This window comes from Streptomyces sp. NBC_01689 (assembly GCF_036250675.1).
In the GTDB taxonomy this organism is placed as follows: domain Bacteria; phylum Actinomycetota; class Actinomycetes; order Streptomycetales; family Streptomycetaceae; genus Streptomyces.
Genome location: NZ_CP109592.1, coordinates 8,377,122 through 8,390,116, shown reverse-complemented (window position 1 = coordinate 8,390,116; position 12,995 = coordinate 8,377,122). Strand labels below are relative to the sequence as shown.

The 12,995-nt window shown below is 72.7% G+C and carries 11 protein-coding genes; 4 read left to right on the top strand and 7 right to left on the bottom strand.

The genetic code is table 11. The features are described 5' to 3' along the window. Positions 1–299: 299 nt before the first annotated feature. Positions 300–1,541, bottom strand: coding sequence for an ROK family protein (locus tag OG776_RS36020; protein WP_148012802.1), 1,242 nt, complete (start codon positions 1,539–1,541; stop codon positions 300–302). Between the two features lie 81 nt (positions 1,542–1,622). After that, entirely contained in the window at positions 1,623–2,303 is a 681-nt protein-coding gene (locus tag OG776_RS36015) for an alpha-ketoglutarate-dependent dioxygenase AlkB family protein (RefSeq protein ID WP_148012803.1), read from the bottom strand. Between the two features lie 126 nt (positions 2,304–2,429). Here OG776_RS36015 and OG776_RS36010 point away from each other — a divergent pair, with 126 nt between their 5' ends. Continuing rightward, the gene (locus tag OG776_RS36010; RefSeq protein ID WP_187285925.1) at positions 2,430–3,572 is read left to right on the top strand and encodes a methyltransferase; all 1,143 of its coding nucleotides are present in this window, start codon (positions 2,430–2,432) and stop codon (positions 3,570–3,572) included. Between the two features lie 111 nt (positions 3,573–3,683). On the opposite strand, the gene OG776_RS36005 is transcribed toward OG776_RS36010, so the two are convergent. After that, the gene (locus OG776_RS36005; RefSeq protein WP_148012805.1) at positions 3,684–5,777 is read right to left on the bottom strand and encodes a GH92 family glycosyl hydrolase; all 2,094 of its coding nucleotides are present in this window, start codon (positions 5,775–5,777) and stop codon (positions 3,684–3,686) included. A 291-nt stretch (positions 5,778–6,068) separates the two neighbouring features. On the opposite strand from OG776_RS36005, the gene OG776_RS36000 reads away from it, so the two are divergent. From OG776_RS36000 to OG776_RS35990, 3 genes are read left to right on the top strand one after another with little or no spacing between them, the layout of a single operon-like run. Beyond that, entirely contained in the window at positions 6,069–7,208 is a 1,140-nt protein-coding gene (locus tag OG776_RS36000) for an ABC transporter ATP-binding protein (protein WP_148012806.1), read from the top strand. Continuing rightward, on the top strand, positions 7,205–7,912 hold the full coding sequence (locus tag OG776_RS35995) for an ABC transporter permease (protein ID WP_148012807.1): 708 nt from the start codon (positions 7,205–7,207) through the stop codon (positions 7,910–7,912). Before OG776_RS36000 ends, OG776_RS35995 begins: the two co-directional genes overlap by 4 nt. Next, positions 7,909–8,583: an ABC transporter permease gene (locus OG776_RS35990; RefSeq protein WP_148012808.1), complete on the top strand. Its 675-nt coding sequence runs from the start codon at positions 7,909–7,911 to the stop codon at positions 8,581–8,583. The genes OG776_RS35995 and OG776_RS35990 overlap by 4 nt, the downstream gene beginning before the upstream one ends. Before the next feature lie 76 nt (positions 8,584–8,659). Here the strand turns inward: OG776_RS35990 and OG776_RS35985 are convergent, their stop codons facing one another. From OG776_RS35985 to OG776_RS35970, 4 genes are read right to left on the bottom strand one after another with little or no spacing between them, the layout of a single operon-like run. Next, positions 8,660–9,271 carry a GTP-binding protein gene (locus OG776_RS35985; RefSeq protein WP_148012809.1) on the bottom strand — a complete coding sequence of 204 codons (612 nt, stop codon included), beginning with the start codon at positions 9,269–9,271 and terminating at the stop codon, positions 8,660–8,662. Then, positions 9,222–9,653 carry a DUF742 domain-containing protein gene (locus tag OG776_RS35980; protein WP_148012873.1) on the bottom strand — a complete coding sequence of 144 codons (432 nt, stop codon included), beginning with the start codon at positions 9,651–9,653 and terminating at the stop codon, positions 9,222–9,224. The genes OG776_RS35985 and OG776_RS35980 overlap by 50 nt, the downstream gene beginning before the upstream one ends. A gap of 59 nt (positions 9,654–9,712) precedes the next feature. Continuing rightward, positions 9,713–10,186 (bottom strand): roadblock/LC7 domain-containing protein, encoded by a 474-nt coding sequence (locus OG776_RS35975; RefSeq protein WP_148012874.1) that lies wholly within the window; start codon positions 10,184–10,186, stop codon positions 9,713–9,715. Between the two features lie 2 nt (positions 10,187–10,188). After that, positions 10,189–12,909 (bottom strand): ATP-binding protein, encoded by a 2,721-nt coding sequence (locus OG776_RS35970; RefSeq protein WP_148012810.1) that lies wholly within the window; start codon positions 12,907–12,909, stop codon positions 10,189–10,191. Positions 12,910–12,995 lie beyond the last annotated feature (86 nt).

Genomic DNA, 12,995 nt, shown 5'->3' with positions numbered 1-12,995 from the left:
ACGCGACATCCCGCGTGGCTGTCCGGCCGGACGGCTGACGAGGGACCCGGGCGTGATCGCCGACGACGAGCTGCGGGCGTCCGTCGACAAGACCTTCGACCGGCCGCACGGGCGTCCGGCCGGCATCGTTGAACAGGTCAGGGAACAGGGGCGGTTCGCGGGCTCGCCGGACGGTGAGAGGGCCGGTGGTGCGGCACCGGACGGGCCCTGCCCACGAGGCGGGGCGCCGCCGCCGGTGCCCCGGCGCGGGTCGCGGTACGGCACCGGCGGCCCGAGCCGGAGGGAGCCGCCGGGGCGGATCAGGCGTGGGCCAGTGCCCCCGGCGGATCGTCCAGCACCGGTTGCCACGCCAACTCGGCAGCCCCCACCAGGCTGTTGTGGTCCAGCGTGCAGGCGAGGATCGGGACTCCGCCGCTCTGCCCCCACAGGCTGCGGTCGGCGACCACGGCGCGCAGCCGCTCCGGGTCGGCGTCGAGCAGGGTGCGGTGCAGTCCGCCGAGGATGATCCGGTCGGGGTTGAGGATGTTGACCAGTCCCGCGAGCCCGAGACCCAGCCGGTCGATCAGGGCCTCGGTGACCGAGCGTACGGTCGGGTCCGCGTAGTGGTTGCGGATGAGGTCGTTGGACTGTTCCAGCAGGGACACCTCGGGGCCCGGGTCGCGGCCCGCCGCCGTGAGGAACGCCAGGGGGTCGGCCTCCACGTCCAGGCAGCCGCGGCTGCCACAGTGGCAGGGGCGGCCCTCGGGGTTGACGGTGAGGTGGCCCACTTCGAGGGCGAGGCCCGAACTGCCCGTGTGCAGACGGCCGTCGAGCACCAGCGCGCCGCCGACGCCCCGGTGTCCGGTGGCGACGCAGAGCAGGTCGCGCGAGCCCCGGCCCGCTCCGTGCCGATGTTCGGCGAGGGCGGCGAGGTTGACGTCGTTGGCCGCGAAGGCCGGCCCCTGGATGCCCGCCGCGCGCACCCGCTCGGCGAAGATCTGCCGGACCGGGGCTCCCGCGGGCCAGGCCAGATGCAGGGGGTTGAGGGCGAGTCCGTCGGGTTCGGCGACGGCGGACGGCACGGCGAGTCCGGCGCCCACGCAGCGCCGTCCGGTCGCGCGCAGCAGTTCGGCGCCCGCCTCGACGACCGAGCCGAGCACCTTCGCCGGATCGGCGTCGACGGTCTCGCAGCCGGGCGCGGTGGCGACGATCCGTCCGCCGAGTCCGACCAGCGCGGCCCGGAAGCCGTCGGCGTGCACCTGCGCGGCGAGTGCGACCGGACCGCCCTCGGCGACTTCGAGACGGTGCGAGGGCCGGCCCTGCGAACCCGCCGCCGCACCTGGACGCGCGTCGACCCGGATCAGCCCGAGCGCCTCCAGTTCCGCGGCCACCGCGCCCGCGGTCGCCCGGGTCACCCCCAGCTCGGCGGTGAGCACGGCACGCGTCGGCGCACGTCCGGTGTGCACGAGTTCGAGCGCCGGCCCGAGCGCGCCGCGCCCCCGGTCCAGCCTCGTCCGTGTGTTCCCTTCCCCCGCCACCCGGGGGCCCGCCTTGCCGTTCATGAGGGCGAGTCTCCCATGATCCGCTCGTACGGTGACCCGTCCGGCCGCCTGGAAACGCTCACCTCCGGCGTGACGTTCCGCTCACCCGTCACTCACCCACGGTGCCCGCCCGGCGGCGAAGCCGCTCACCCGGAGGGTGATGTTCAGCCGCCCGGTCAGGCCGAGTTCCGGCGGGGCCGTGCCGGCGTACACCCGGGGTACGCCGTGGTAGGCCAGCCGGGACGCCCCGCCGAACACGAACAGGTCTCCGCTGCGCAGTTCCACGTCCACGTAGGGCCTCGTCCGCGACTCGGTGTTCCCGAACCGGAAGACGCAGGTGTCGCCGAGGCTCAGGGACACCACCGGTGCGTCCGACCGCTCGTCGCCGTCGCGGTGCATGCCCATGCGGGCGTCCGCGCCGTAGAAGTTGATCAGCGCGATGTCGTAGGCCGCCGTCGCCGCGTCGGCACCGAGCGCGTCCGAGGCCGCGCGCCGCCCCAGTTCGTCCAGCCAGGCCGGGAAGGGCTTCACGGGGCTGCCGTCGCCGTCGACGGCGGTGCGCGCGTACCGGTACGGGTACCAGTGCCAGCCGAGGCACACCTGGCGTGAGGTCATCGTGCCGCCGCCGGGAGTGCGGACCGTACGCAGTCCCGCGGGTGGGCGGGCCCAGTCCCGGCACGCCTCCAGCAGCTCCCGCGCGAGGTCCCCGCCCAGCCAGTCGGGCAGGTGCACCGCGCCCGGCGCGACCTCCCGCCCGGTCCGGGGAAACAGCTCGCCGTCCATGGAAACCATCATCACGCATCGTCCGGGCCGCTCCCCCGGCCGATCCACGTCCCGGAACGGTCCGATCCGGACTGCGAGGGCCGCCGGCCAGGGGAAGGGGCCGCGCTCGGCTAGCCTGGAGCCACGATGAACGACCGGATGACCACACCCTGGGCCGAGTACGCGCTGACCCGATTCCCCGAGGACCCCCGCGACCAGCTGCGTGCCTGGGACGCCGCCGACACGTATCTGCTGCGGCACCTCGCGGAGAGCGGAACCGCGCTGTCCGGGACGGTCGTGGTGGTCGGGGACCGCTGGGGCGCGCTCACCACGGCGCTGTCGGAGCACCGACCGACGCAGATCACCGACTCGTACCTCACCCAGGAGGCGACCCGGGCGAACCTGGTCCGCAACGGAGCCGCGACGGACTCGGTGCGGCTGCTCACCACCCAGGACACGCCGCCCGGCCGGATCGACGTACTCCTCGTCCGGGTGCCGAAGAGCCTCGCCCTGCTGGAGGACCAGCTGCACCGGCTGGCGCCCGGTGTGCACGAGGGCACCGTCGTCGTCGGTACGGGCATGGTCAAGGAGATCCACACCTCGACGCTGCGTCTCTTCGAACGTGTCCTCGGCCCGACCCGCACCTCACTGGCCGACAAGAAGGCCCGGCTGATCTTCTGCACCCCGCTCCGCGGGACGGCACGGGGAGTCAACCCCTGGCCGTACCGCTACCAGCTGCCCGAGGGTGTCGGCGCGGTCTCCGGCCGCACCGTGACCAACCACGCGGGGGTGTTCTGCGCGGACCGTCTCGACATCGGCACCCGGTTCCTGCTCCAGCATCTGCCGCGCGTCCGCGGCGCCGAGCGCGTCGTGGATCTGGGCTGCGGCAACGGGGTGGTGGGGACGGCGATCGCGCTGGCCGACCCGGCTGCGGAGGTGCTGTTCGCCGACGAGTCGTACCAGGCGGTGGCCTCCGCGCGGGAGACGTACGAGGCGAACGCAGCAGGCCGCGCGGAGTTCCGGGTCGGCGACGGGCTGACCGGCATCCCGGCGGAGGGTGTCGACCTCGTCGTGAACAACCCGCCGTTCCATTCGCATCAGGCGACGACGGACGCCACGGCCTGGCGGATGTTCACGGGCGCGCGGCGCGCGCTGCGGCCGGGGGGCGAGCTGTGGGTGATCGGGAACCGTCATCTCGGCTACCACCTGAAGCTGCGGCGGCTGTTCGGCAACAGTGAACTCATGGCCAGCGACGCCAAGTTCGTGGTGCTGCGAGCCGTCAAGAAGTGACCCCGCCCGCCGGGGCGCCGCTCCGGAACCGCGGGGCCGCGCACGGAACCGCGGTGCCACCGCGGTGCCGCGGTACGCATCCGTGGCGCGCTCAGCCGCCCGCCGTGCCGGTCAGGAACCCTTGCGCGCGTCCGCCGTGCGGGTCAGCGTGCTCAGGTCGACGCTGGTGGCCGAGGCCGCCGGTGCGGTGATCGCGATCCTCGGACCGCCGGGCCGGTGCAGCGTGACGGTCCGGAAGAGGGGCTCCGCCAGGGCCAGTTGTCCGGTGCCGGGCGTCTGCGGGTACATCCCCAGGGCGGCCCAGACCGCCCAGGAGGACATCGCGCCGAGGTCGTCGTTGCCCACGAGACCGTCCGGACGGTCGGCGAACAGGGTGGCCAGGGCGCGGCGCACGGTGTCCCGGGCGCGGTCGGGGCGGCCCGCGTAGTCGTACGCCCAAGGGGTGCCGAACGAGGGCTCGTTGCCCAGGTAGGCGTACGGCTCGCCGCCGCCCGCGTTGAGCCGGGTGAAGAAGGTGTCGAGGCGGCCGGTGACCGCCGCGTTCCCGCCCATCAGCCGGAACAGGCCGGGCAGGTCGTGCGGCACCATCCAGGTGTACTGGGCGGCGTTGCCCTCCACGTAGTCGGTGGTCTGCGCGGGAGTGAAGGGCGGCCAGCTGCCGTCGGCGGCACGCGGCTGGAGGTAGCCGGTCGCCGGGTTGAAGAGGTTGCGCCAGTTCCCGGAGGCCTTCAGCAGGGTGCGGTGGGCGGCGGTGTCACCGAGCCGGCCCGCGAGCTGGGCCAACGCGTAGTCGCTGACGGCGTATTCGAGGGTGGTGGCCGCCGGACCCCACACGCCCTTGGCACCCGCGGGCACGTAGCCGAGGGTGTCGTACTGCCGGTGTCCGGGCCGCTGGCGGTCGTCCTCGCGGCCCGCCATGGCGGCGCGCAGCAGACCCCGGGCGTCGAAGTCGGTGGCACCGAAGGCGTGTACGGCCGAGGCGATCACCGGCAGCGGATCGCCGACCATGACGCCGGTGCCGCCGTTCGCGAGGGTCCAGCGGTCGAAGTAACCGGCCTGGAGCCCCTGGTCGAGGACGGACTGCGCGATGTCGGAGGCCTCCGCGGGCGCCAGCAGGGCGACCAGCTGGACCTGTGAGCGGTAGACGTCCCACCCGGAGAAGTCCGCGTACTGGGCGTGTCCGGCCCGGGCGCGGTGCACGGCGCCGTCCGTGCCGGGGTACCGGCCGTCGGTGTCGCTGAACACGCTGGGGTGCAGGAGCGCGTGGTACAGGGCGGTGTAGAAGACGCGGCGCTGTGTCTCGGTGCCGCCTCCGACGGCGATGCGTCCGAGCCAGTCGTTCCAGCGGGCGCGGGCGGCCCTGCGGACCTCGTCGTACGGGCGCCCCCGCTGCTCGGCCGTGAGGTTGCGGAGCGCGCCCCCGACGTCGACGAACGAGACGCCGACCCGGACGGTCACCGTGCGCACGCCGGGGCCGAAGGTCACCAGGGCCGCGCCCGGCCTGCCGTCCGGGTGGACGGCGCGGGCGAAGGGATGGTCGAACGTGGCGTGGAAGTGGAGCCGGTAGCGGTTGCGCGACTTGCAGAATCCGCCGCTGTCCGTGAAGCCGGACAGCGTGTCGGTGCCGATGTCTACGCTTCCGGTGGCCGCGTTGAAGGCCTTGCCCGCGTCGACGCTCAGCGCGGCGGGCCGGCCGGCGGTGGCCGGGTAGGTGAAGCGGGCGACGCCGGAGCGCTGGGTGACGGCGAGTTCGGTACGGATGCCGTTGTCGAACGTGACCCGGTAGTCGCCGGGCGACGCCTGCTCGTGGGAGTGCGAGAAGGTGGCCCGGCCGGTCGTGTCGCCGTCGAGCGACGGCATGAAGGGCACGTTGCCGTAGTCCTTGCACCCGGCTCCGGAGATGTGCGTGAGGCTGAACCCTCTGATCCGGTTGTCCCCGTACGCGTAGCCGCCGTGCTGGTAGGTCACCGTGTCCGGGCTCCACTGCACCCCGCCGAGCGGCGCCGTCGCTCCGGGGAAGGTGTTGCCGGCGCCCCCGCCGTGGCCGAAATCGGCCCCTCCGGGCGCGGTGCCGACGAAGGGGTTCACATAGCGCGCCGGGTCGGCGACCGTGTCGTCCGCGACGGCGGGCGCGGTCGGGGCGGTCGTCGACACGACGAGAACGGCGGCGCCGGCCAGCGCGGCCCGGTGGAAGGGGAATCGCACGAGGTCTCTCCGGGCTGTGGCAGGGACTGCGTCCCCGGGCGGCGGGCGTGAGGGCGACAGTCTCACCGGCGCCCGCGGTCGTGCTCCGCCGCCACGCCCTGAGGTCACCCGCCCGGTGGAGAGCGCGCCGGGCGCGGCCGCTCGCGCGCCGCCGCGCGCTCCACCTGGGCGTCACAGCACGGTGGACCCCCCTGGGGTGACCGGAGGTACGCGTCAACTGGCTAGACTACGCACCCTCGTGCACGTGATCCGGTCACGTCCGATCACAGCCGTCCCGAAGGGTTTCGACGCTTGATAGCCATCGAAGATGTCAGCAAGCGATATGCCGACGGCACGGTGGCCGTCGATCGCCTGTCCCTAGAGATACCGAACCACTCCATCACCGTGCTCGTCGGACCGTCGGGGTGCGGCAAGACCACCACGTTGCGCATGATCAACCGCATGGTCGAGCCCAGCAGCGGCACGATCCGGGTCGACGGCGAGGACATCACGCGGCGGCCGGTCAACGCCCTGCGTCAGTCCATGGGTTACGTCATCCAGAACGCCGGTCTCTTCCAGCACCGGACCATCCTCGACAACATCGCCACGGTGCCGCGGCTGCTCGGCTGGACCAAGCAGCGGGCCCGCGACCGGGCGGCGGAGCTGATGGAACGGGTCGGGCTCGACCCGGGCATGGCCCGCCGCTACCCGTACCAGCTCTCCGGCGGTCAGCAGCAGCGCGTCGGTGTCGCCCGCGCGCTGGCGGCGGACCCGCCGATCCTGCTGATGGACGAGCCCTTCTCCGCGGTCGACCCGGTCGTCCGCCGCGGTCTGCAGGAGGAGTTGCTGCGCATCCAGGGCGAGCTGGGCAAGGCCATCGTGTTCGTCACGCACGACATGGACGAGGCGATCACGGTCGGCGACCGGGTCGCCGTGCTGCGCACCGGCGGGAAACTCGCCCAGTTCGCGGCCCCCGACGAGCTGTTGTCGGCGCCCGCCGACGCGTTCGTCGAGGAGTTCCTCGGCGGTGACCGGGGCATCCGCGGTCTGTCGTTCCTGTCCACGCGCGATCTCGCGCTCGACCGCTCCCAGGTCTTCCCCGTCGGCAGCGACTGGCGGCAGCTCGCCGGGCAACCGGCCGCCCAGGCGCCGGTGCTGGTCACCGACGCCGACGGAAAGCCGCTGGGCTGGGCCGACTTGACGGTGTGGTCCGGCGAGGTGCAGAGCCTGGAACCGTACGGGCAGGGCTTCGAGGTGGGCCGGGACTCGCTCCGGGTCGCGCTGGACCGGGCGGTGCTGTCGCCCACGGGCCAGGCGGTCGGCGTGGACGCCTCCGGACGCGTGCTCGGGCTCGCCGGCCAGGAGACCGTCGCCGCGGCGATCCGCGCGGCCCGGCAGCGGCGCGCGGCGGACGCCCCGCAGGAGTCCGCCCCCGCGAAGGTCGTTCGATGAACGGTTTCTTCGACATCCCGAGCGACCTCCAGAGCAGCTATGCCGGTCTGATCGGCGGGCACATGCTGGAGGCGCTGGTCCCGGTGCTCGTCGGCCTCCTGCTGGCGTTGCCGGTCGGACTGCTCTGTGTGCGTTTCGGGTGGATCTATCCGCCGGTGCTGTGGACCACCACGGTGCTGTACGCGATCCCGTCGATCGCCTTCTTCGTGGTGCTCATCGACTACACGGGGCTGAGCCGCACCACCGTCATGATCCCGCTGTGCCTGTACAGCCTGGTGGTGATCGTGCCGGCGGTCGTCGACGGTGTCCGCTCGGTCCCCGAGGAGACGAACGCGGCCGCGGCCGCGATGGGCATCGGCACCGTGCGCCGCTACCTCCAGGTCCAACTGCCCATCGCCGTACCGGCGATCATGGCCGGACTGCGGGTGGCGACCGCCTCCAGCATCAGTCTGGTCAGCGTCGGATCACTGATCGGCAACCAGGGGGCGCTGGGCAATCTGCTGACCACGGCGATGCTCTACCACCGCCCGCTGCTCGCGGTGAACTCGGTGGTCACCACCGCCGTCCTCGCGGTGCTGGTCGACGCCCTGCTCGTGCTGCTCCAGCGGGTGCTCACCCCCTGGCAGCCGCCCTCGTCCCGCAGGGCCGGGCGCGCCACGACCACGATCCCGGGCCCCACCCGTACACCGGAGAGCGTCTCGTGAACGTACTGAACTTCATGCAGTCCTTCTTCAGCGACGGGTCCCACTGGCACGGCTACGACGGCATTCCGCAGCGTGTGTGGGAGCACGTGCAGTACACGGCCGGGGCGCTCGCCATCGCCGCGGCCGTCGGGCTGCCGATCGGCCTGGTCACCGGGCACACCGGCCGTGGCGGCAACGCGCTCGCCTTCGTGTCGGCGGGCGCCCGCGCCCTGCCCACGTTCGGTCTGCTGGTGCTGATGTTCGTGTGGCTGGGGCTCGGCATCGTGCCTGTGATGATCCCGCTCGTGGTGCTGGCGATCCCCCCGATCCTCATCACCACCTACGAGGCGATCCGCACGGTGGACCCGTCCCCCGTCGACGCCGCCCGGGGCATGGGCATGGCGGAGCGGAAGATCCTGTTCCAGGTCGAGGTGCCCGCGGCGCTGCCGCTGATCCTGAGCGGCCTGCGCTCGGCGGCGATCCAGATCGTGTCGACGGCGACGATCGCGGCCTACGTGAGTCTGGGCGGGGTCGGCCGCTACATCCTGGACGGTCTCTACCAGCGCAACTACGAGAAGGTGGCGGGCGGTGCCGCGCTCACCGCGGTGCTGGCGCTGCTCGTGCTCGTGCTCTTCTGGGGCATCACCCGGGTCGCGGTCTCCCCCGGGGTGCGCAGGCGCCGTACGGCCTGAGGCACAACGGGAGAACGCGGGAAGGGGGGACGGGCCGGGCCCGTCCCCCCTTTGCCGTGCGGTCAGTTCCCGGCGGTCACCTCTCCGCCGTCGCCAGGGCGTGTTCGAGGACGACGAGGAGCGCGTCCCGGACCGATCCGCGCTCGCGCGCGTCGAACACGGTCAACGGCACGTGTTCGCCGACGTCGAGCGCCCACCGTACGTCGTTCAGATCGTGCTCGACCTTGCCGTCGAAGGCGTTGACGGCCACCGCGAACGGGATCTCGCGGTGCTCGAAGTAGTCGACGGCCGCGTAGCAGTCGTCGAGCCGGCGGGTGTCGACGATGACGAGCCCGCCGAGGGCGCCCTCGACGAGGTCGTCCCACATGAAGCCGAAACGTTCCTGGCCGGGCGTGCCGAACAGGTAGAGCTTCAGCGTCGGGTCCAGCGTGACGCACCCGAAGTCCATGGCGACGGTGGTCGTCATCTTCTCCGGGGTGTGGGACAGGTCGTCGATGCCCGCGGCAACCGAGGTGATGGACGCCTCGGTGGTGAGCGGCTCGATTTCGGAGATGGCGCCCACCGTGGTGGTCTTGCCGACGCCGAAGCCGCCCGCGATGACCATCTTGACCGGCATGGGCGGCCGGGACGCCTCGGAGTCAGCGCTCACGGATCGCGCCCCGGGAGTCGGGGATAGCTCGGAGACCATCGATAACCCTTCGCAATACGGTGGCGTCGCGCGCGGATTCGGCCTGCGGTGCGTACAAGGCCAGTTGACCGTCGGCGCGCAGATCGTCAGCGAGCACCCTGATCACATTCAAATGCATCCGCAGCTTCGCCGCGATCTCCGCCAGTGACTGCGGCTGGCGGCAGACCGTGATGATGTCGCGGTGCTGGTCGAAGACGAAGGCCTCCAGCGTGGCCAGACCGAGTTCGGTCGCGACGACCTGTGTCTCGATCGGGATCGGCGGCACCAGGCTGTCGCCTCCGGCGATCCGTCCCGCGGTCAGCAGGAATGGCCGGACGACCGACGCGGGGGGTTCCACACCCCACGCGCCGTCGTCGGCGGCTGATGGCTCGCCGGCCGTCATCACGTCCTCACCCTTCACCTCGCGGGTCGTCGCGGCCTTCGCGACGCCCCCGCCGACCCTCAACGGGTCGGCGCGATCCCCACGGTGTTCTTGAGTTCCATGACCAGTTGCGGACTCAGGGCGGCGCCCGCGCGGTTGGCGAAGAGGGTCATCTCGTACGCGATGTTCCCGAGCTTCGCCTCCTTGGAGGCGACCACGCCGAGCACCGCGCCCGCGCCCAGCGCGGAGACCAGGACGTGGCCCTCCTCCAGGTCGATGATGACCTTGTTGAGCCCGCCGAGGCCGTAGTTGCCCGACGCTCCCATGGCGAGGCTGGTGATCCCGGAGACGATGGCCGCGAGCCGCTCCGAGTCCGCCTTGCCACGCAGTTGGGACACCGCGATCAGCAGGCCGTCGGAGGACACTCCGATCACGTCGACGACTCCGGCCGTCTCGGTGGCGAAACGATTGAGCAGCCAATTGAAGTCGGCGGCGGCGGTCTTCACGTCCGTCGCCGGTTCCACGGCCGCGGACTCCGGCCCGCCTGTCCACATGGTCACTTGCTCATGCCTTCCGGGAATGTGGGTCTGTTGTTCTCTGTGCGGTGTTCGGTCGAGGTGTCGGGCCGGCCCCCTGAACGGGCCGGTCCGCCGCCGCCTGGGTACCCGGCCGCGCTCTCGCGCTCGGCCCGCAGGACGGCCTCCTCGAACTCGTCGATCTCCGAACGCGCCGCTTCCGCGTCGGCGGTCTGCCAGGCGGAGGGGCGCGGGTTGGGGTGGGCGACGGGCTGCCTGGGCAGCCGGGTCGACGCCGTGGTGGACTGCAGGGTCGCACCGCGCACGCGGCGCCGCAGCGGGCCGGCACCACCCTCGGCCGGACGGACCGGAGCGTCACCGGCCGGAGCCGGGCCCGGGCCGTGTCCCGCGCCGGCGGCGCGCGACGGCTGTCCGGGAACGCCGTCCGCCGTGCGGGGCGGCTGTCCGGGACCACCGCCCGCGGTGCGGGGCGGTTCCTCGCCGCCACGGCCCGGTGTGCGGGGCGGCAGCCGGAGGCCACCGCCCGCCGTCCGGGGCGGCAGTCCGAGTCCGCCGACGGCGCCGGTGCCGCGCTGTCGTACCGGACCGGCGCCGCCGGCACCGTGTCCCGCGCCGTCGTGGGCCCCGGGCCCCGGACGTGCCGGTGCCTCGGCGGCCGGGGCGGCACCCGGCCGGGGCCGGGTCGCGCCGGGGGCGCCGTAGCCCGTCCCGCCCTCGGCCACCGGCTCCTGTCGGCCACCATGACCGGGGGACTCCGCGACACGGTTGCGGGCGGGGACCCTGCGGGGCAGGGACGAGGGCCCCGGCTCGGGGTCGACGACGCCGGGGCGTGGTTCGGTCAGGCCCGAGCGGCGCGGCGGCGGCAGGATGTGCGGGGCCCGGGTCGCGGCTCCCGTGGGGTCGGCCAGCAGCAGCTGGGAGGCGGGCACCGCGACGGTGGCGGTGACCCCGCCTCCCGGCGTGCGGGTGAGGACGACCTCGATGCCCCAGCGACGGGAGAGACCACCGACCACGAAGAGGCCGAGGACCTCGGTGGGGGCCAGGTCGAGCCGTTCACGGCGGATCAGGCGGGCGTTCTCCTCCTCCAGCCGCTCGGGGCTCATCCCGAGCCCGTGGTCGATGATCTCGATCAGGGCACCGCCGCCGGAGCCGTGCCGGGGCCTGAGGACCACCTCGACACTGCTGGACGCGGGGGAGAACGTCACCGCGTTCTCCAGGAGTTCGGCGAGCATCAGGGTCAGGTCGCCGACGATGTCGGGAGCGACGGTGACGTCGCCCTCGGCGTGCGGGGTGACGCGCTGATAGCCCTCGATCTGCCCGAGCGCGGCGCGGACGATGTTGCTGAGCCGCATGGGACCGGAGTTGAGACCCGTCTCCCGGATGCCGGCGAGCAGCATCAGGCTGTCGGCGTTGCGCTGGAGACGGACGGCGATGTGGTCGATGCGGTAGAGCCGGTCCAGTACCTCGGGGTCGGTCTCACCGCGTTCCACGGAGTCGATCAGGGCCAGCTGGCGCGCCGTCAGATTGCTGACGCGGTGGCCGACGTTGCCGAACATCTCGGCGATGTTGCGGCGGCTGACGACCTGGCGTTCCAGCAGCGCACTCGCGGTGACCTGCACCTGGTTGAAGGCTTCGGCCAGTTCGCCGATCTCGTCGCGGACCGGCACGGGGACGGCTTCGAGGCGCGGCGGGCCCGCGTCCTCGGAGTCGTCGTCCGCGACCCGGGCGAGCTCGGTCTCGGCCGCGGCGGCCACGTGCTGGGCGGCCTGGGTGAGGGTGCGTACGGTGCGGACCACGGAGCGGCGCACGAGCACCGAGAAGAGGATCCAGGCCGCGAAGGCGGCGAGGTCGGCGGCCACCAGCCAGAGCACCTGCCACCAGGCGTCGTCGGACGCCTTCTGGGTGTCGGCGGCGATCTCGCCGATGAGCGACTCGGTGATCTTCAGCCGGTTCTGGGCCTGGCGTTCGTAGGTCGGGTCGGCGGTCAGCGCGTCCTGCAGCGCGGTGCGCAACTGCCCCGGGGTCTCGGCGACCAGACCACTGGGGTCGACCTGGAGCGCCGCGTAGTGCTGGGCGATGACGCTCTGGTAGGCGCTGTGCTCGATCGCGGCGAGCCGGGCGCCCTGCTCCTGGCTGGCGAACCGGGTGAAACGTTCGGCCTGGTAGGTGTACTGCTCGTAGTCGCCGACGGCTCCGGTGTACTCGATGAGCGCGTTGGCGTCGCGGGTACGGGCCGCGAAGACGCTGGTCTCGAAGGACGCGTGGGCGGTGTCGGCGCGCAGCAGCGCGTCGAGCAGGTTGCCGGCGGACTCCGAGGACTCGCCGCCCGACTGGCCCAGTCCGAGACCGTTGATGAGGCCTTCGATCACCGATCCGTACGCCGGGTCGATGTTGTCGGCGGGGATCGGGCCCTGCTCGATGGTCTTGCGGAGGCTGTCGAGGCCCTCCAACTCCTTGAGCGCCTGGGCCTCGGCCTCGGGAAGCCGGTCGCCGTAGGTGGCCCGCACGGCCTCGGCCTGGGCGCTGACCTTCTGCTGCGCGTCCAGGAAGGCGGACGTGTCGGGCGCCTTGTCGCCAGGGCGGGCGGCCTCGTGGCGCAGGGAGACCAGGAGCGCCTGCCGGTGTTCGGTCTGAACGCCGTCGATGAGTTTGGTGACTTGCGCGCTGTCCCGTACGAGACGGGCCGTCGCCGCCGCCGAACGGGCCGAGTCCATCTCGGAATAGACGATGTAAGCGATCATCGCGGAAACAACGGCCAACGGAACAATGACCAGGACGTTGAGTTTCCGTCGGAAAGGCCAACGGTCGAGGAGGGAGGGCGTCCGGC